This is a genomic window from Enterobacter sp. J49 (genome assembly GCF_002148625.1).
Taxonomy (GTDB): Bacteria; Pseudomonadota; Gammaproteobacteria; order Enterobacterales; family Enterobacteriaceae; genus Enterobacter; species Enterobacter ludwigii.
Genome location: NZ_MWPY01000024.1, coordinates 26,030 through 45,469, shown reverse-complemented (window position 1 = coordinate 45,469; position 19,440 = coordinate 26,030). Strand labels below are relative to the sequence as shown.

The 19,440-nt window shown below is 53.9% G+C and carries 17 protein-coding genes; 8 read left to right on the top strand and 9 right to left on the bottom strand.

What is annotated here, in order from left to right; translation table 11 throughout:
- Positions 1 to 72 precede the first annotated feature (72 nt).
- Both BJP35_RS05610 and BJP35_RS05605 read right to left on the bottom strand, forming a co-directional pair.
- The gene (locus BJP35_RS05610) at positions 73 to 1,500 is read right to left on the bottom strand and encodes a glycoside hydrolase family 1 protein (RefSeq protein ID WP_047743816.1); all 1,428 of its coding nucleotides are present in this window, start codon (positions 1,498 to 1,500) and stop codon (positions 73 to 75) included.
- A 7-nt stretch (positions 1,501 to 1,507) separates the two neighbouring features.
- Positions 1,508 to 2,833: a PTS sugar transporter subunit IIC gene (locus BJP35_RS05605; protein ID WP_047743573.1), complete on the bottom strand. Its 1,326-nt coding sequence runs from the start codon at positions 2,831 to 2,833 to the stop codon at positions 1,508 to 1,510.
- Between the two features lie 300 nt (positions 2,834 to 3,133).
- Between BJP35_RS05605 and BJP35_RS05600 the strand changes: the two genes are divergently transcribed.
- Positions 3,134 to 4,171, top strand: a complete 1,038-nt coding sequence (locus BJP35_RS05600) for a LacI family DNA-binding transcriptional regulator (RefSeq protein ID WP_032678896.1) — start codon at positions 3,134 to 3,136, stop codon at positions 4,169 to 4,171.
- Here the strand turns inward: BJP35_RS05600 and lysA are convergent.
- Positions 4,141 to 5,403: a diaminopimelate decarboxylase gene (gene lysA / locus BJP35_RS05595; protein ID WP_047743574.1), complete on the bottom strand. Its 1,263-nt coding sequence runs from the start codon at positions 5,401 to 5,403 to the stop codon at positions 4,141 to 4,143. The two genes, BJP35_RS05600 and lysA, sit on opposite strands and share 31 nt — an antisense overlap.
- A gap of 122 nt (positions 5,404 to 5,525) precedes the next feature.
- Here lysA and BJP35_RS05590 point away from each other — a divergent pair, with 122 nt between their 5' ends.
- The gene (locus BJP35_RS05590; protein WP_014171464.1) at positions 5,526 to 6,449 is read left to right on the top strand and encodes a LysR family transcriptional regulator; all 924 of its coding nucleotides are present in this window, start codon (positions 5,526 to 5,528) and stop codon (positions 6,447 to 6,449) included.
- Here the strand turns inward: BJP35_RS05590 and BJP35_RS05585 are convergent.
- Positions 6,444 to 7,136, bottom strand: coding sequence for an aspartate/glutamate racemase (locus BJP35_RS05585; protein ID WP_020883767.1), 693 nt, complete (start codon positions 7,134 to 7,136; stop codon positions 6,444 to 6,446). The two genes, BJP35_RS05590 and BJP35_RS05585, sit on opposite strands and share 6 nt — an antisense overlap.
- Before the next feature lie 136 nt (positions 7,137 to 7,272).
- Here BJP35_RS05585 and BJP35_RS05580 point away from each other — a divergent pair, with 136 nt between their 5' ends.
- Positions 7,273 to 7,596 carry a cupin domain-containing protein gene (locus BJP35_RS05580; RefSeq protein ID WP_020883766.1) on the top strand — a complete coding sequence of 108 codons (324 nt, stop codon included), beginning with the start codon at positions 7,273 to 7,275 and terminating at the stop codon, positions 7,594 to 7,596.
- Positions 7,597 to 7,636: 40 nt separating this feature from the next.
- On the opposite strand, the gene wzz(fepE) is transcribed toward BJP35_RS05580, so the two are convergent.
- Complete coding sequence (wzz(fepE), locus tag BJP35_RS05575; RefSeq protein ID WP_032670189.1) at positions 7,637 to 8,761, bottom strand: LPS O-antigen length regulator Wzz(fepE); 1,125 nt, start codon at positions 8,759 to 8,761, stop codon at positions 7,637 to 7,639.
- A gap of 540 nt (positions 8,762 to 9,301) precedes the next feature.
- Between wzz(fepE) and BJP35_RS05570 the strand changes: the two genes are divergently transcribed.
- From BJP35_RS05570 to BJP35_RS05555, 4 genes are read left to right on the top strand one after another with little or no spacing between them, the layout of a single operon-like run.
- Positions 9,302 to 10,192, top strand: a complete 891-nt coding sequence (locus tag BJP35_RS05570) for a carbohydrate ABC transporter permease (RefSeq protein WP_014171468.1) — start codon at positions 9,302 to 9,304, stop codon at positions 10,190 to 10,192.
- Positions 10,185 to 11,087, top strand: coding sequence for a carbohydrate ABC transporter permease (locus tag BJP35_RS05565; RefSeq protein WP_047743575.1), 903 nt, complete (start codon positions 10,185 to 10,187; stop codon positions 11,085 to 11,087). Before BJP35_RS05570 ends, BJP35_RS05565 begins: the two co-directional genes overlap by 8 nt.
- Before the next feature lie 12 nt (positions 11,088 to 11,099).
- Positions 11,100 to 12,227 (top strand): ABC transporter ATP-binding protein, encoded by a 1,128-nt coding sequence (locus BJP35_RS05560; RefSeq protein WP_020883763.1) that lies wholly within the window; start codon positions 11,100 to 11,102, stop codon positions 12,225 to 12,227.
- A 14-nt stretch (positions 12,228 to 12,241) separates the two neighbouring features.
- On the top strand, positions 12,242 to 13,528 hold the full coding sequence (locus BJP35_RS05555) for an ABC transporter substrate-binding protein (RefSeq protein WP_020883762.1): 1,287 nt from the start codon (positions 12,242 to 12,244) through the stop codon (positions 13,526 to 13,528).
- A 38-nt stretch (positions 13,529 to 13,566) separates the two neighbouring features.
- Here BJP35_RS05555 and BJP35_RS05550 read toward each other — a convergent pair whose 3' ends face one another.
- The 3 genes from BJP35_RS05550 to kduI all read right to left on the bottom strand — a co-directional run bounded on the left by BJP35_RS05550 (position 13,567) and on the right by kduI (position 16,957).
- Positions 13,567 to 15,000: a sugar porter family MFS transporter gene (locus BJP35_RS05550; RefSeq protein ID WP_226777985.1), complete on the bottom strand. Its 1,434-nt coding sequence runs from the start codon at positions 14,998 to 15,000 to the stop codon at positions 13,567 to 13,569.
- A 295-nt stretch (positions 15,001 to 15,295) separates the two neighbouring features.
- Positions 15,296 to 16,057 carry a 2-dehydro-3-deoxy-D-gluconate 5-dehydrogenase KduD gene (gene kduD, locus BJP35_RS05545; RefSeq protein ID WP_014171473.1) on the bottom strand — a complete coding sequence of 254 codons (762 nt, stop codon included), beginning with the start codon at positions 16,055 to 16,057 and terminating at the stop codon, positions 15,296 to 15,298.
- 63 nt (positions 16,058 to 16,120) lie between these two features.
- Positions 16,121 to 16,957 carry a 5-dehydro-4-deoxy-D-glucuronate isomerase gene (gene kduI / locus BJP35_RS05540; protein ID WP_020883761.1) on the bottom strand — a complete coding sequence of 279 codons (837 nt, stop codon included), beginning with the start codon at positions 16,955 to 16,957 and terminating at the stop codon, positions 16,121 to 16,123.
- Between the two features lie 298 nt (positions 16,958 to 17,255).
- On the opposite strand from kduI, the gene BJP35_RS05535 reads away from it, so the two are divergent.
- Entirely contained in the window at positions 17,256 to 18,431 is a 1,176-nt protein-coding gene (locus BJP35_RS05535; protein ID WP_020883760.1) for an oligogalacturonate lyase family protein, read from the top strand.
- 152 nt (positions 18,432 to 18,583) lie between these two features.
- On the opposite strand, the gene BJP35_RS05530 is transcribed toward BJP35_RS05535, so the two are convergent.
- Positions 18,584 to 19,267, bottom strand: a complete 684-nt coding sequence (locus tag BJP35_RS05530) for a porin (protein WP_014171477.1) — start codon at positions 19,265 to 19,267, stop codon at positions 18,584 to 18,586.
- Positions 19,268 to 19,440 lie beyond the last annotated feature (173 nt).

Below are 19,440 nucleotides of genomic sequence, written 5' to 3'. Positions count from 1 at the left end.
AGTTAATGCGCAGGCCGGGCGTCCTCCCGGCCAGTTTGTGCGCTATTTTACCAGAACCAGCATGGTTTTCGCTTACTTCCATTCATCATCGACCGGGAGCGTGAGCACGCGCGCATCGCGCAGCTGCCGGAACCAGCTCGCCGACCTTTTCGCCCGCCTGGCGCGATTGTTATCGAGATCGATCTCAATCAGCCCGTAACGGTTTTTGAAGGCGTTCATCGGCGATACGTTGTCCGTGAAGGCCCACAGCATATAGCCATGACAGTTTGCCCCCTCCTCCCGCGCCAGCAGCGTGTAATAGAGGTGCTCGCGAATGAACGCAATGCGGTACTCGTCGTCAATGACCCCGTCACTGTTGCGAAACTGCGCTTCGTTCTCCACGCCCATCCCGCTCTCCGCCACGAACCAGTCGATATTGCGGTAGTCATTTTTTATTCGCATCGCCATATCGTAGATAATGCGGGGGTAGATTTCCCAGCCGCGGGATTTATTCATTCGCCGTCCTGGCAGTTCGAACGGTTCGTAGTAGTACGCCGGGTGGAACGGTGTCTCCGGGTGCCAGGCACGAGACGGCGCTTTCACCCGATGCGGGTAATAGAGGTTTATCCCCAGCTCATCGACGGTGTTCTGCGCAATCAGTTCCAGCTCTTCTGCGGTGTAGTCCCACGCCACCTGATGCTGTTCCAGCAGCGTAAAGAGTTCTGGCGGGTAGCGCCCGTGCACCAGCGGATCGAGAAATACGCGGTTATAGAACAGATCGTACTTCTCTGCGGCGTTAACATCGTGCGGTGCGCACGATCGAGGATAGGTGACTTCGGGGTTGAGAATACAGCCAACCGAGCCAGGGTAGCCTTTGGCACGAAACAGCTGTACAACCTTTGCCGTCGCCAGAACCTTATTGTGGTTCCACTGCATCCATTTACCGGTATTCTGCTCGTAGGGCCAGCGCAGCGCATCGAGATAAACGCGGGTCTGTACCACGATCGGTTCATTGAAGGTAAACCAGCGGGTGACTTTACCGTGGTAGCGTTCAAAGACTTTTTCCGCATAGCGGACAAACAGTTCAACAACCTGCTTGGAAGCCCAGCCGCCGTAAGTGTCAAGCAGCACGCCCGGCAGCTCGTAATGCTCAAGGCAGATCATCGGCTCAATACCCTGACGGTGCATCTCATCGAACAACGCGTCGTAATAGGCGGCGTACTCCTCGTCCACCGTCACTTTTTCATAGTCGGTTAAAAAACGTGACCAGTTAATCGAGGTTCGGTAGTGCGTCAGCCCCGCCTGCTTCATCAGCGCCACATCCTCGCGAAAGCGGTTGATAAAGTCGGTCGCCACCGCCGGGCCATAGCCGTTGTGCCAGACGTGGCGATCGTTTTTGTACCAGAGATCGATCCACGAATCCTGCCCCGCCTTTTTGCCGCTCCAGCCTTCGGTTTGCCAGGCTGACGCGGCCGCGCCCAGAATGAAATCCTGCGGAATGGTTATCTGTTTTGTCGTCATCACATCCTCATGCATTGTCGGTCGCCTGTTGCAGCGCGGCCTGTTCGGCACGTCGTGAAGCAATCTTCACAAACGGCAGGTAGATAATGACGGCAGTCACAATGCAGATAAGCTGAGTGATGACCGCCCCCATCGATCCGGCGGTGGAGAGCCAGGCGTTGATCAGCGGCGGCGTGGTCCACGGCACCATCACCACGGCTTTACCGGCAAAGCCGGTTACGGTGGCAAAGTAACCGATAGAGCCGGTCACCAGCGGCGTGATAATGAAAGGAATGGCGAGGATCGGGTTAAGCATGATTGGCATGCCGAAGATCACCGGCTCGTTGATGTTAAAGAGCCCCGGACCCATGGAAAGCTTGGCGATCTCTTTCATCTCTTTGCGTTTGGTGGCAATCATGACCGCGATCAGCAGGCCGATGGTCAGCCCCGACCCGCCGATGCTCATGTACACATCCCAGAACGGCATGGTGATGATATTCGGCACCTCTTTGCCCTGCTCAAAGGCGCTCATATTAACGGTGATGGCGCCTAACAGCAGCGGCTCGCGGATCGGCTTGATCATCTGGTTGCCGTGAATACCAATCACCCAGAAAAGCTGTGCGACAAACATCAGCAGCAGAATGCCCGGCAGGCTTTGCACCACGCGCTCCAGCGGCTGTTGCACCACCTGATAGACCGCGTCATAGAGATACATGCCGGTGAGTTGATGGAAGACGAAACCCAATGTGGCAATCGCGGTAGTGGTGATGATCGCCGGGATCAGCGCGGAGAACGATGCCGCCACGTTTGGCGGTACGGTGTCCGGCATCCTGATCTTCAGCCCCTTGCGGTTTTCCAGCCAGCAGTAAATTTCTACCGACAGAATCGCGATAAACATGCCGAGGAACAGGCTGCGGGTATCAGAGAACTGACGCAGCAGCACGTCTTTCACCACGTGCATTTCACCATCCACCAGCATCTCGACGGTTGTCGGCGTCACGCAGATAAAGCAGATCACCGCCAGCAGGCCAGGGAATAAGGATTTGATCCCGTTGATGCGGCCCAGTTCGATACCGATTAAGAACACCGCGCCAATGTTAAGGAAATTCAGGGTGGCGTAATTGAGCGCGCTGGTGATGGGTTTTAGCGTGGCGAGAAAAGAGAGGGACTGGAAGCTCGCCAGGCCATTTTTCGGATCCAGTACCATATTGGAGATCAAGACAGAGAATGCCCCAACGATGATGACCGGCATTAAGGTAATAAAGGCAGACTTGATCGCCATGATATAGCGATAACTGTTGAATTTTGTGGCAAAACTGCCCAGAGCGTCGATCAGTTTTTCCTGTAATGCCATAGGGTAATACCTCAGTAAAAGGGCTTTTATTGGATAAGGTGTACAGCCGGATACTATTGGCATACCAAAAATAGCTTCATGTCGGGTTTTGTTCTGTGATTAAGCTCTCAACGACGTAACAGGTATTCCAAAATGCGGTTTATATCGATTTTGGCATACCACTTAAAACCCGGTATTTCGAACTGACCGATCGTTACCTAAAAGCGTGATCGTGCTGGAAGTTTTGCCCTTCCCGCATCGCTTATGCACCGGATGGTCTGTGTTAAACTGCAGATCGTTACGTGGAATCAGGAATGTCTAATGGCAACAATGCTGGATGTCTCATTGCGCGCGGGCGTGTCGAAAGCCACGGTATCGCGCGTGCTGAACGGCACAGGTCAGGTTAAAGAGAGTACGCGTCAGCAGGTGTTTAATGCGATGGAAGAGCTGGGTTACCGCCCGAATTTTCTTGCGCGTTCGCTGGCAAACCAGACCAGCAACAGCATTGGTCTGGTGGTCTCTACCTTTGATGGTTTTTACTTTGGTCGTCTTCTTCAGCAGGCCTCCCGGCAGACGGAAACCCACGGCAAGCAGCTGATCGTCACGGATGGTCACGACGCCCCGGAGCAGGAAGAGCAGGCGGTACAAATGCTGGCCGATCGCAAATGCGATGCCATCGTGCTTTACACCCGCTACATGAGCGAAAAAGCGATCATGAAGCTGATCCATTCGGTGCAAACTCCGCTGGTGGTCATCAACCGTGAAGTCAGCCAGGCGCCCGATCGCTGCGTGTTCTTCGAACAGCAGGATGCCGCCTTTAAGGCCGTGGATTACCTGATCAACCAGGGCCACCGGGAGATCGCCTGTATCACCGTCCCGATCCACACGCCAACCGGGAAAGCGAGGCTGATGGGCTACCGTAAGGCGCTGGAAAAGCACGGCATTCGTCTGGACGAGCGGCGGATAAAGTATGGCGATGCGGGAATGACGCGAGGATATGAGCTCTGCAAAGAGCTGATTGCCGACGGTATAGCGTTTAGCGCTCTGTTTGCCTGTAACGATGATATGGCGCTGGGTGCGTCCAAGGCGCTACACCAGGCGGGGCTGCGGATCCCACAGGATATTTCCCTGTTTGGCTTTGACGATGCCCCATGCGCGAAATGGCTGGAGCCAGCGCTCTCGTCGGTTTACCTGCCTATCGACAATATGATCGTTACGGCTATCGATCAGGCGATCCGGCTGGCAAAAAACCAACCGGTCGACGCGATCCCGCCGTTCACCGGTACGCTGGTATTACGCGACTCGGTCACGACGGGGCCGTACTTCACTCAGACGAGTTCCAGCGCCAGCAGCTCCTGAATGGTCTGGCGGCGGCGGATCAGCCGCGCCTTGCCGTTATCAAACAACACTTCTGGCAGCAGCGGGCGGCTGTTGTAGTTTGAGGACATTGACGCCCCGTAGGCACCGGTATCGTGCAGCACCAGATAGTCGCCTGGTTTAACTTCCGGCAGCGCGCGGGTTTCCACTTTCCCCCCTTCCTGCTGGGTAAAGACATCACCAGACTCACACAGCGGGCCCGCAACAACCGTCTCGATACGCGGCGCGTGAGTTAAATCGCGGCCATCGGCAGCCAGAGCCGAAATGTGGTGATAGCTGCCGTACATTGACGGGCGCATCAGATCGTTAAAGCCGGCGTCAATCAGCACAAAGTGCCGCGAGCCCATCTCTTTCACGCTGCGAACCTGCGCCACCAGCACCCCGGATTCAGCCACCAGGAAACGACCCGGCTCAATTTCCAGCTTCACGGCATGACCAAGATGTGCGGCGACCTGGTCACGCGCGGCGCTCCACAGGCCGTAATAGTGATCGGTGTCGATCGCCTCTTCCCCTTCACGGTAGGGAATGGAAAGACCGCCCCCGGCAGAGATCGCCTCCAGATCCTGACCAAACTCGATCACCTGGCGCACCATTGCGCCACAAACCTGCTCAAGGTGCGCGTAATCCACGCCGGAGCCGATGTGCATATGAATGCCCACCAGCTTCAGATTGTAACGCTGCAGTACGTCCAGGGCAGCGGGCATATCGGCATACCAGATACCGTGCTTGCTGTTTTCGCCGCCGGTATTGGTTTTTTGGCTATGACCGTGACCAAAGCCCGGGTTCACGCGCAGCCAGACGCGGTGGCCCGGAGAAACTTGCCCAAGCTGTTCCAGCATATCCACGGACCCGGCGTTTACCGGCACCTGTAGCTCATGGACGCGAGCAAGCGTGGCGTCGTCGACCACATCGGCGGTAAACACAATCGCGTCAGGATCGGTTTTCGGATCAAACCCGGCCGCCAGCGCGCGCTCAATCTCCCCCAGGGAGACGGAGTCGACCTTCACACCCTGCTCACGCATCAGACGCAGAATGTGGATATTGGAGCACGCCTTCTGGGCAAAACGCACCACGTCAAACTGATGCAGGGCAGCAATCTTCTCGCGAACAATCTGCGCGTCGTAGACCCACACCGGACAGCCAAACTCGGCAGGCAGGCGTAGCAGGTTTTCGGCATTCAAATCGGTATCAGTCTGGTTAAGCGGGCGTGGCATGGTCTTTCTCCGGGGTGACATTTTTTTATGATTACGCCACAGCAGGAAGAGAATAAAAAATATCGTTTTATCGCGAGTCTATGCAAAAATGATATGGACAGTTCTTTGTATTCAGGTGAACTATGCCCGCCGTCAATTTACGCCATATCGAGATTTTTCACGCCGTGATGACCACGGGCAACCTCACCGAGGCTGCGCAGATGCTCCATACCTCGCAGCCAACGGTCAGCCGCGAGCTGGCGCGATTCGAGAAAGTGCTGGGACTGAAGCTGTTCGAACGCACCCGGGGCAGGCTTCACCCGACGGTACAGGGGCTGCGCCTGTTCGAGGAAGTGCAGCGCTCATGGTACGGCCTGGATCGCATTGTCAGTGCGGCGGAAAGCCTGCGCGAGTTTCGGCAGGGCGAGCTATCGATTGTCTGCCTGCCCGTCTTTTCACAGTCTTTTTTGCCGACGCTGCTCCAGCCTTTTCTGGCCCGATATCCGGAGGTGAATCTCACGATTGTCCCGCAGGAGTCACCGCTGCTTGAGGAGTGGCTCTCCGCACAGCGCCATGATTTAGGCCTGACCGAAACCCTCTCTACGCCCGCTGGAACGGAACGCACGGAACTGCTCTCTTTAGATGAGGTGTGCGTGCTGCCAGCCGGGCACCCGCTTGCCCGCAAGCAGATTCTGACGCCAGCGGATTTTCACGGTGAGAACTACATTAGCCTGTCACAAACCGACAGCTACCGGCAGCTGCTGGATTCACTGTTTGCTGAGCATCAGGTGAAGCGCAGGATGGTGGTCGAGACCCACAGTGCGGCCTCCATTTGCGCCATGGTGCGCGCCGGGGTGGGCGTTTCGGTGGTGAATCCACTGACGGCGCTGGATTACGCCGGGCGCGATATTGTCATCCGCCCGTTTAGCCTGTCAGTCCCGTTCACCGTGAGCCTGATCCGCCCCCTCCATCGCCCGGTCTCAGCGCTGGTGGAGGCGTTTACGGAGCACCTGATAGCCCATGCCCGTCAGGTGGCGCTTCGTTTATCCGATCGGCAAAGTTTATGACAGCATAAACTCCACGGCATCGGCGGCATGAATCGCGGCGGTATCGAAGACCGGAATCGGGCTTTGCTCAACCGGCACCAGTAAACCGATTTCCGTACAGCCGAAGATCACCCCTTCCGCCCCCTGCTGCGCGAGTTTTTCAATCACGCTGACGTAATATGCCCGGGATGATTCGCTAAAGGTGCCGAGGCAGAGTTCATCAAAGATAATCTGGTTGATGCGGGCCCGGTCTGCCTCATCCGGGATCAGGCTTTCAATGCCAAACTGGCTGCTCAACCGACCGCGGTAAAAATCCTGCTCCATGGTGTAGCGCGTTCCCAGCAGCGCCACACGACGTAACCCGGATGCGGTGATGGCCCGCCCGGTTGCATCGGCAATGTGCAGGAAGGGCAGCGAACAGCGCGCTTCGATATGGGACGCGACTTTATGCATAGTGTTGGTACAGAGCAAAATCCCCTCTGCTCCCGCACGCTCCAGCCCCAGCGCGGCCTCGGCCAGTATTTCCCCGGCTTTATCCCATTCACCGCTCGACTGGCAGGCTTCGATTTCATGGAAATCTACGCTGTGCAGCAGCAGGCTGGCAGAATGCAGGCCCCCCAGACGTTGCTTCACCCCTTCATTAATCAGGCGGTAATAGGGGATTGTCGATTCCCAGCTCATCCCCCCTAACAGGCCGATCGTTTTCATCATCCCTCCTTATGTGTTTATCCCAGTGAAGCAAACTTGTGATCGTGTTTCCAGTTCTTTGTCACGTCGTTTCTTTTTAACCCCTGGTGATATAAATTAAATGAAACATTGTTTTAATACATTCGGGGGTAACGATATGTTTATTTTCCACAACGAAACCACGCTTGACGATCTGGGGAACGGCGTGACGCGCCGTATTCTTGCCCATGGCGGTAAAATGATGGCGGTGGAGGTGAATTTTGAACAGGGCGCGACAGGCCCACTGCATAACCATCCTCATGAACAGTTAACCTATGTGCTGTCCGGCGAGTTTGAGTTCACGATTGGAGATGAAAAACATGTGGTGACGGCCGGGGATACCCTCTACAAAAAGCCACATGTGATGCACGGCTGCGTGTGTCTTAAACCCGGCACGCTGCTGGATACCTTCACGCCGGTACGTGAGGATTTTTTGAAATAAAAAAGGGCGCTGATGACAGCGCCCTTCTCGTCTGCGTTTTTTATTCCGTTACAGGCTCGACCAGAGGATTGCGGCTGAGCATGGCCTCACGCAGTAATACGCTGCCACAGGCAAACAGCCCGCCCAGCAGTCCCGCCAGGATCACAATCAGGGCTTTGCCCGGACCGTCTTTTTTCACCGGCATGGATGGAGAGAGCTGATACTTGAACGGTTCAAGTTTGACGTCTTCGACAGACAGCTTTTTCAGCTGCGCCAGGTAGTATTCCCGGTTCTGGAAGTCCGCGTTCAGCTCAGCGATGTCCTTGAGATTTTTTTCAATCTGCAGTTTTTGCGCGATACCGTCGGCACCGAGCGCGACGGAGTAATCCGGATCGTCTTTAACCGCCTGACCGTTGCTGTAGACCGGCTTTTTGATGCCCGCCGCGTTGGCCACTTCCAGAGAATAGTTAAGACGCTGCAGATTGGTGTTGTGAACATTCGTCAGACGTACCCGATCCAGCTCCAGCTGTTGCTCCACCACTTTGGTTTTCAGGGTTATCTGGTTACGGATATTCTCCATGGTTTCCTGCTCAACAATCTGCGAGATGTAATCCACGTAACCTTTAAGAACCGTTTGCGCATCCCCCGCCGTCGGCGCGGTGAAGCTCAATGTCCACGAGACGTACGGCGCTTTATCCGCGTCTTTTGCCAGGGTGTTATCTACCGCTTTCATCTTTTCGGAGATATTGACCACCGCACGATGCAGCTCAAGCGGATCCACATCAGTGCCTTCCAGCTGTGCCATCACGTAAGGTGAGGATTTCATGTACTCCTCAAGCAACGACTGCGACTGGAACTTTTTAATAAACTGGTTAAACACGTCCGGACGGGTAATTTTCACGTCCACGTCGAGCACCTGCAGGGCGACCATCATCTGGCGCAGCGGGTTCCACTGCGTCTGTTCCGCCGGTGTGATCACCGCTTTACTGGTCCATTTTTGTGGCAGTAAGAACGCGATGGCCAGTCCAACCAGTGCGAATGCGAAGGCAATCACGACGATACGTTTTTTTGCCGCCAGAAGAACTTCTAACAGTCCCAGAAGGTCAATTTCTTTGGAACTGACTGCCGGGGCCGCGTAATGGGGGAAGTCGAGATCCGTATTTTTTTTGAAATCCATTGCTGACATAGCCATTCTTCTTTTGAGGGTGCAGACCATTTCTGCCTGATTGGTTACAGTGGTCCGATGATACAAGAAAGTAAGAATTATCTGAACGAAAGAATGATCCAGCTGTAGACCTGCTATCAGAATTAGTAGTTAGTTTCTCCACGGTATTGTCTTTATTAATCATCCGGTTCTTTCCGCCCGCCCTCCTCTCTCTTCTTTGAACGCCTGAAATAGCGCAAAAATGCCATCCTCATCACCTTATTGAAACACCGTTTCGACTTTGATCACATTTCCGCTATTAAGCGAATGACGCAGAAACAAATAGCAATAATATAAAATAAAACGGCGTTTTATTATCCAGGAACACGAGTTCTACCGTATTGAAACCCAGGCGTTTGGCTCAACGATGAAATCGAAAAAAGTCTTATAAAACAAAGTTAAATGAAGTAACCGTGACACGTATTACCCAGAACATCGCCGTTCAGGCTCGGTTTCGACAGCCTGAAAGGTTGTTACAGATGCAGATTCCGTTTTAAACCATTGATTACCAGGTAGGTAAGTATGAATGAAAACAAGCTGCTGGGGCTCGCGTGGATATCACCCTACATCATTGGGTTGATACTCTTTACGGCTTTCCCCTTCGTCTCATCGTTTTTCCTGAGTTTTACGGATTACGACCTGATGAGCCCGCCGGTATTTAACGGCATTGAAAATTACCGCTACATGTTTACGGAAGACACGCTCTTCTGGACATCAATGGGAGTGACGTTTGCGTATGTATTTCTGACCATCCCCCTGAAGCTCGCCTTTGCATTAGGGATTGCGTTTGTTCTGAACTTTAAATTACGCGGTATTGGATTCTTCCGTACCGCCTACTATATTCCGTCGATCCTCGGCAGCTCCGTGGCCATTGCTGTTTTGTGGCGCGCGCTCTTTGCCATTGATGGTCTGCTGAACAGCTTTATTGGCGTATTTGGTTTTGACCCGGTGAACTGGCTGGGTGAGCCCTCGCTGGCCCTGATGTCGGTCACCCTGCTGCGCGTCTGGCAGTTCGGTTCCGCGATGGTCATCTTCCTGGCCGCGCTGCAAAACGTACCGCAGTCGCAGTATGAAGCGGCGATGATCGATGGGGCATCCAAATGGCAGATGTTCACGAAAGTGACCGTGCCGCTGATCACGCCGGTGATTTTCTTCAACTTCATTATGCAGACCACCCAGGCGTTCCAGGAATTTACTGGACCGTATGTCATTACCGGCGGCGGGCCAACGTATTCCACTTACCTGTTCTCACTCTACATCTACGACACCGCGTTCAAATACTTTGACATGGGTTACGGCGCAGCACTGGCGTGGATCCTGTTCCTGGTGGTGGCCATTTTTGCCGGTATCGCCTTTAAGTCATCGAAATATTGGGTGTTCTACTCCGCCGATAAAGGAGGCAAAAATGGCTGATATCCAACAACTTTCCACGGCGAGGACGATTGCCGAGCGTGAAGTCGCCCGCACGCTGCGCAGAGAGAAAATTAACGCCGCTGTGCGCTACGTGATCCTGCTGTTTGTCGGCCTGCTGATGCTTTATCCGCTGGTGTGGATGTTCTCGGCGTCGTTCAAACCGAACCACGAGATTTTCACCACTCTCAGCCTGTGGCCTGCCCATGCGACCTGGGACGGTTTTGTGAATGGCTGGAAAACCGGTACCGAATACAACTTCGGCCATTACATGCTGAACACCTTTAAGTATGTGATCCCGAAAGTGATCCTGACCATTATCTCCTCTACCATCGTGGCGTACGGCTTTGCGCGCTTTGAAATCCCGTGGAAGAAATTCTGGTTCGCTACCCTCATCACCACCATGCTGCTCCCCAGCACCGTGCTGCTGATCCCGCAGTACCTGATGTTCCGTGAAATGAGCATGCTCAACAGCTATATGCCGCTGTACCTGCCGCTGGCCTTCGCTACCCAGGGGTTCTTCGTCTTCATGCTTATCCAGTTCCTACGCGGCGTGCCGCGTGACATGGAGGAGGCGGCGCAAATTGACGGCTGTAACTCGCTTCAGGTGCTGTGGTACGTGGTGGTGCCGATCCTGAAACCGGCCATTATCTCCGTCGCCCTGTTCCAGTTCATGTGGTCAATGAACGACTTTATCGGGCCGCTGATTTATGTCTACAGCGTGGATAAATACCCGATTGCACTGGCTCTGAAAATGTCCATCGACGTCACCGAAGGGGCGCCGTGGAACGAAATTCTGGCAATGGCGAGCATCTCCATTCTGCCATCCATCATTGTCTTCTTCCTGGCACAGCGCTACTTCGTCCAGGGCGTCACCAGCAGCGGAATTAAAGGTTAAGAGGGAAATATTATGGCTGAAGTTATCTTCAACAAACTGGAAAAGGTCTACTCCAACGGCTTTAAAGCGGTACATGCCATTGACCTGAAAATCGCTGAAGGAGAGTTCATGGTGATCGTCGGCCCCTCCGGCTGCGCCAAATCCACCACCCTGCGCATGCTGGCCGGCCTGGAAACCATCAGCGGGGGTGAAGTCCGCATCGGCGATAAGATTGTGAACAACCTCGCGCCGAAAGAGCGCGGGATTGCGATGGTGTTCCAGAACTACGCGCTCTATCCCCACATGACGGTGCGCGAAAACCTGGCCTTTGGTCTGAAGCTGAGCAAACTGCCAAAAGATCAGATTGAATCTCAGGTCAACGAAGCGGCCAAAATCCTTGAGCTGGAAGAGTTACTCGACCGCCTGCCACGCCAGCTTTCCGGCGGCCAGGCACAGCGCGTGGCGGTAGGCCGTGCGATTGTGAAAAAGCCGGATGTATTCCTGTTCGACGAACCGCTGTCAAACCTCGACGCCAAACTACGCGCCTCAATGCGCATTCGTATTTCCGACCTGCACAAGCAGTTGAAGAAATCCGGTAAACCGGCGACCACCGTCTACGTCACCCACGACCAGACCGAAGCGATGACCATGGGCGACCGCATCTGCGTGATGAAGCTCGGCCACATCATGCAGGTTGATACCCCTGACAACCTCTACCACAAGCCGAAAAACATGTTCGTGGCAGGCTTTATCGGCGCGCCGGAGATGAACATTCGTCAAAGCCAGCTGGTGGAAAACGCCGGGAAACTGCACATCGCCATCGGCAATGAAACCATGCCGCTGAACGCCGGGATGCAGGAGAAAGTCTCCGCTTATGCCGGGCAGGCCATTTACTACGGCGTACGTCCGGAATTCGTTTCCCTCTCCGACGCACCATTCGTTGACGGGGGCTGCAGTGGCGAAATGGTTCGCGTGGAAAACATGGGCCACGAATTCTTCGTCTATCTGAAGGTTGCGGACTACGAACTGACCGCCAGAATTCCATCCGATGAAGCTAAGCCCATGATTGATAAAGGCCTTCATCGCAAGGTGTATTTCAAATTTGATATGAATAAATGTCATATTTTTGACGCAAAAACTGAACAGAACCTCTCTCTCTGATGGAGTTTATAAAAATGAAAAAAGTGCTTTTAAGCGCAGCAATCTCCGCGACGCTGGGCCTTACCGCTTTGCCATCGATGGCGCAAGATGTCGAATTACGCATGTCCTGGTGGGGCGGTAATGGCCGCCATCAGGTGACGTTGAAAGCGCTGGAGGAATTCCATAAGCAGAACCCGGATATCAACGTTAAGGCAGAGTACACCGGCTGGGATGGGCACCTCTCCCGCCTGACCACTCAAATTGCGGGCGGCACCGAGCCGGATGTGATGCAGACCAACTGGAACTGGCTGCCAATCTTCTCGAAAACCGGCGACGGGTTCTACGACCTGAACAAAATGAAAGACGTGATCGACCTGACCCAGTTCGATCCCAAAGAACTTCAGTCCACCACCATCAACGGCAAGCTGAACGGCATTCCGATCTCCGTCACCGCACGCGTGTTCTACTTCAACGACGAGACCTGGAAAAAAGCCGGTATTGCATACCCGAAAACCTGGGACGAGCTAATGGCGGCGGGTAAAACCTTCGAGAGTAAACTCGGCAAGCAGTATTACCCGGTCGTGCTGGAGCATCAGGACACGCTGGCGTTGCTGAACTCGTACATGATTCAGAAGTACAACATCCCTGCCGTGGACGAAAAAACCAAGAAGTTCGCCTACAGCAAAGCGCAGTGGGTGGAATTCTTCCAGACCTACAAAACGCTGGTGGATAGCCACGTCATGCCGGACACCAAATACTATGCGTCGTTTGGTAAGAGTAACATGTATGAGATGAAGCCGTGGATCCAGGGAGAATGGGCGGGAACCTACATGTGGAACTCCACCATCAATAAGTATTCCGATAACCTGAAGCCACCGGCAAAACTGGTGCTGGGTAGTTACCCGATGCTGCCGGGCGCAACCGATGCGGGCCTTTTCTTCAAACCGGCGCAGATGCTCTCGATTGGTAAATCCACCAAAAACCCGGAAGCGGCGGCGAAACTGATTAACTTCCTGCTGAACAGCAAAGAGGGAGTAGACACGCTGGGTCTGGAGCGTGGCGTGCCGCTGAGTAAAGCCGCGGTGCAGTTCCTGACCGAAGACGGCACCATCAAAGAGAGCGATCCGTCGGTCGCGGGGCTGCGTCTGGCGCAGTCTCTGCCGGCCAAACTTTCCGTGTCACCTTACTTTGACGATCCGCAGATTGTGGCCCAGTTCGGCACCTCTCTGCAGTACATCGATTATGGACAGAAATCCGTGGAAGAGACCGCCGCTGACTTCCAGCGTCAGGCTGAACGTATTCTGAAACGCGCGATGCGCTAACAAAAAGCCGGGTGGCCTCTTCGCCACCCGGCAACAGATTACACGCCAATATTACGCAGCTTCTCGCCGGACATCAGCCTGCGCTCGATATGCTCCAGCGTGACACCTTTGGTTTCAGGGATCAGCCAGAACGTGACCCCGATAAACGCGACGTTGAGCACCGTATAGAGCCAGAAGGTTCCTGCCGCGCCAATTGAATCCAGCAGCGTCAGGAAGGTCGCGCCGATGATCATGTTCGACACCCAGTTGGTGGTCGTGGAACAGGTGATACCAAAGTCGCGGCATTTGAGCGGCTGAATTTCGGAACACAGGATCCACACGACGGGCGCAGCGCTCATCGCATATCCGGCAATACACATCATGGTCATGCCAACAGAGAGCCAGGAAAGACCGCTTGAGGCCGTGCCGTTATCAAACTGCATCAGGCAGTAGCCAAGGATCAGCGTACCGAGCGCCATGACGCTAAAGCCAATCTTGAGTGCCGGTTTACGTCCGGCTTTATCCACGGTGAACACCGCGATAAAGGTGGCGAACATAAAGGTCAGCCCCACCACCAGCGTGGCAACCATTTGTTGTTCCGTGGTGGTGAACCCCGCCATTTTGAAGATACGTGGCGCGTAGTACATGATGATGTTCATCCCGGTGAACTGCTGCATCGCCTGCAGCAGCATGCCGAGGAACACCGCGCGGCGAACGTTACGGTTGATCTTAAACAGCGCCCAGCCCCCCTGCTTCAGCTTCAGGCTTTCGCGGATCTCGTTCAGCTCTTCACGTGCTTTTTCTGAGGTATCACGCAGCATCCGAAGCACCTCTTCCGCTTCCACATGACGGCCCTTTTGCGCCAGCCAGCGCGGACTGTTTGGCAGGAAAATCACCAGAACAATCAACACCAGCGCCGGGAGCGCCAGCACGCCCAGCATCGCGCGCCAGTTGCCGCTGTAGCTGAAATAAGTGTCAGACAGAAACGCCAGCACGATACCCAGCGTTACCATCAGCTGGTACATACTGATCATCTTGCCGCGCACGTTCTCGCTCGCCATTTCGGAGAGGTACAACGGCGCAGTGTAAGAGGCAATCCCCACCGCCACGCCGAGCAGCACGCGGGAGAGCAGCAGCATTTCCACGTTCGTGGCAAATGCTGACCCAATAGAGCCGGCGACAAACAGAATCGCCCCCACCATCAGGCTGTATTTGCGCCCGAGGCGGAACGAAAGCCAGCCGTTAAACAGCGCGCCGATGGCCGCACCCAGCATCATGCTGCTGACCACCCACTCCTGCAGGCGGTTACTCAACGTAAAGTGATCGGTGATAAAGGGCAGCGCCCCGGCGATCACGCCAATATCCAGACCGAACAGTAAACCGGCCACTGCAGCCGCGATGGAGACAAACTGATTCATGCGTCGGGTATCACGCAACGCGGCGGGCATAAGGGTAGAGTCATTTATAGATGTCATATTTTCCTGCCTGAACAGCGAAATTCGTTAACTGAAATTACGAGATAGCGCGGAAAAGTGTCAGGCCGTAATTCGCGAAGATATGGATTATTTCGCTGTGGCATAGCGATCTGTGATGGACATTACAATTTCAACTAACGATGAAATACCGCCAGTTTTTATTAATCATTTAATTTTTAAGCAATAAAACTGTGATGCATATCATTTATGATTTTTTAGTATGGATTTTTCGTCTTGAGCCATATGGATAATGGCAATTTTTGGGCAAAAAAAACCTCCACCCACCGGCAGAGGTTTAAGACGGAATACGCAATTAACGCGCCAGCCAGCCGCCATCGACCGCCACGGTATAGCCGTTGATGTAATCGGATGCCGGAGAGGCCAGGAATACAATCGGCCCCTTGAGATCGTCCGGAAGGCCCCAGCGGCCCGCCGGGATACGGTCGAGGATTTCCGCGCTACGCTGTTCGTCAGCACGCAACTGCTGAGTGTTATTCGTCGCCATGTACCCCGGCGCAATCGCGTTGACGTTGATGTTGTGCTTCGCCCACTCGTTTGCCAGCAGACGGGTAACGCCCATCACCGCGCTCTTGGATGCGGTATAAGACGGCACGCGGATACCGCCCTGGAAGGAGAGCATAGAGGCGATATTAATGATCTTGCCGCCTTTCCCCTGGGCAATAAAGTGTTTCGCCGCCGCCTGGGACATAAAGAACACGCTCTTAATGTTCAGGTTCATCACGTCGTCCCAGTCGCGCTCGCTGAAATTAATCGCGTCTTCACGGCGAATCAGTCCGGCATTGTTCACCAGAATGTCGATATGGCCGAATTCCGCCACCGCGCGATCCAGCAGTTCAGGGATGGCGTCAATTTTACGCAGATCGGCGGTCAGGCTCAGAAAACGACGCCCCAGCGCGGTGACGCGCTCGATGGTTTCAGTAGGCTCAACAATGTTAATCCCGACGATATCGCAGCCCGCTTCCGCCAGCCCTAACGCCATACCCTGGCCCAGTCCGGTGTCACAACCGGACACCACAGCCACTTTACCCTGCAGAGAAAATGCATCCAGAATCATGTTTGTTCCTTAATCTTTCAGCGCCTGTCACCAACAGGCAGGTTTATGCTTAACTGCCTGCGGCTAGCGCAGCTCGTTAACCGCGACGTGGTCCATGTCATCAAAGACCTGGTTTTCACCGACCATACCCCAGATGAAGGTGTACGCTTTCGTGCCTACGCCCGAATGAATAGACCAGCTCGGCGAAATCACCGCCTGCTCGTTATGCATCACGATATGGCGCGTTTCCTGCGGTTGCCCCATCATGTGGAACACGCAGGCGTCCTCGTCCATGTTGAAGTAGAAATACACTTCCATACGGCGCTCGTGGGTATGGCACGGCATGGTGTTCCACAGGTTGCCCGGAGCAAGCTCGGTCAGCCCCATGCTGAGCTGGCAGGTTTCCAGCACATCCGGAACAAAGTATTTATTGATGGTGCGACGGTTGCTGGTGAGGTTGTCACCCAGCGTCACCGGGGCGACATCCGCCGGGGTCACTTTTTTGGTGGGATACGGGGTATGTGCGGGCGCACAGTTGTAGTAAAACTTCGCCGGTTTACCGCTGTCGATGCTGGCGAACACGACCTCTTTCGCCCCTTTACCGACATACAACGCGTCGCGATGACCTATCTCATAGCACTGTCCGTCTACAGTGATGGTGCCGGGGCCACCGATGTTAATCACGCCCAGCTCGCGACGCTCAAGGAAATAGCTCACACCAAGCTGTTTACCCACTTCACCGCCCACGGAGACGGTCTGCGTCACCGGCATAATCCCGCCAATGATAATACGGTCGATATGGCTGTAGACCATGGTGTACTTATCGGCCTCGAACACCTGCTCGACTAAAAACTCATTGCGCAGCCCCTGAGTATCCAGCGTTTTGGCGTGCGCACTGTGGATGCTTTGTCTGACGTCCACCGTAACCTCCAGAAATGATCGTGCCCGCAGGCAGAAAATTAACGAAACGACGTTCCGTTTTAATGATGAGCACAGTCTAGCTCCAGAGAAGGGGGTTTTCAATTACATTTAAAACAACGTTTCATTTTTTCTGTTTGTTTATACCAGAAATGGCGTTCGGATCACGATAAAGAGAGCCAGACATTAATCTCGCCAATGAAACAGACAAAGTGCGCCATCAGTCACACATAATGAAACATTGTTTTGATAATTTAATACTCACTTTTTAATCTACTTTTATCGTTCAAAGGAGTGCATTATGGCTAAAGGTATGCGGGTCAAGCTGAACTACGAGGTCAGCCACGATCCGGATACAGGCGTGGAAGTCACCCGCCTGACCCCACCCGACGTGACCTGTCACCGCAACTACTTCTACCAGAAGTGCTTCTTTAATGATGGCAGCCACCTGCTGTTCGCAGGAGCGTTTGACGGTCACTGGAACTACTACCTGCTGGATCTGCAGAAGGCCGAAGCGGTACAGCTGACGGAAGGCGCGGGGGATAATACCTTTGGCGGGTTCCTCTCTCCGGATGATAAATCCTTCTACTATGTGAAGAACGACCGCACGCTGCTGGAGGTGGATCTCCATACCCTGGTAGAACGCGAGGTGTACCGTGTCCCCGATGACTGGGTCGGTTACGGTACCTGGGTCGCCAACAGCGACTGCACCAAACTGGTTGGGATAGAAATCGCCCGACGTGACTGGACGCCGCTCAACGACTGGAAAATTTTCCACGACTTCTTCCATAAGGGGCCGCACTGTCGACTGCTGCGGGTGGATCTGAAAACCGGTTTAAGCACCACAATCCACGAAGAGAAAAACTGGCTTGGCCACCCTATCTATCGTCCGTTTGATGACAACACGGTGGCGTTTTGCCATGAAGGGCCGCACGACCTGGTCGACGCCCGCATGTGGCTGGTCAACGAAGATGGTACGCACGTGCGCAAAGTGAAAACGCATGCGGAAGGCGAAAGCTGTACCCATGAATTCTGGGTGCCGAACGGTTCTGCCCTTGTGTATGTCTCTTATCTGAAGGGCCAAAAGGGCCGCACCATCTGCAGCTTCAATCCGGATACGGGCGTCAATGACGCAGTCATGCCAATGCCCGCCTGTTCCCATCTGATGAGCAACGTTGACGGCTCCCTGCTGGTGGGCGACGGTTCAGGCACGCCGGTTGATGTGAAGGATACGCACGGTTACACCATCGATAACGATCCTTATCTGTACGCCTTTGACGTGGCGAAAAAAAGCTACTTCCGCATTGCCCGTCACGACACCTCCTGGGCAACGGTGGCAAATAGCCGCCAGGTCACCCACCCGCATCCCTCCTTTACTCCGGACGAGAAAGCGGTGCTGTTCAGTTCCGATAAAGACGGTCAACCCGCCCTCTATATCGCGAAACTTCCTGAGCAACCTGAAATGTTGCATGCATGATTTGAGTTTGTGTTTCTGTAACTGGCCTTGCCCTCCGTTTCGGAGGGCTTTTTTTTCAGTGGGCTTTTGCCCGTTGGGCGGCGCTTATCAGACATGGGAAAGCCGGGTAGGCACTGGCGCTACCCGGCAATGTTCAGCGGAATAACGTGATATCAGAAAGAATAGGCCACGCCTAAACGAAGGCGGGTCTGGCGTTCATCGGTGTCTTTCACGCCGATGTTACCCACTTCAACATACGGTGCCCAGTTTTTATCCCATTTATACGCCAGCTTGGCGTTATATTCGTTGGAATAATCTTTGTTATTATTACGAACCATACCTTCAGAACTCTTCGCATAAACATAATTGAGTTCGGTACGCCAGTCACCCATTACCCAGCCAACCCAGGCATCACCACGGTTAACTTTGTCGTCATCTTTATTCGAGCTTGACGGGTAGCGGGTATATTCATAACGATAACGCGCGGCAACGTAGAAGCCATTGTCGAAACTATATTGCAGATGCAGATTCGGTTTATATATTGTGCGGCTGTCGTTACTTTCAAGGGTAAACGCCGGCGTCAGTGCAATATTCTCAGTCGCTTTCCAGCGCCAGCTAATTTGATCTTCATGCCCGTTACCCACCACATCCGCAAACGGCTGGTCGGCTTTATCACCACCGGATTTCCATTTAGCTTCTACAGAAAAACCGACCCCGTTAGCAAAGCGATGTGAGACCGAGACACGGTCAGCATTGGCACCACTGTCGATATATTCATGGCGCAGATCGACGGTAACGGCCTGAGCCATGAAGGACGTACCGATAAGGGAAGTAAGGACCAGAGATTTCTTAAACATGAAAAAACCCTCAACTGAAATAATGTTTCTTATTTATGAAACTGCAGTTTATTTTTTAAAGAACATTATTTTAGTGACAAAGATCGTAATTATTTGTTTCATTTTTTTTGGCAAAGATGGACGTGACACCCATCAACAAACAGGGTGTATTAACGTGAAATTACCGGAGGGGG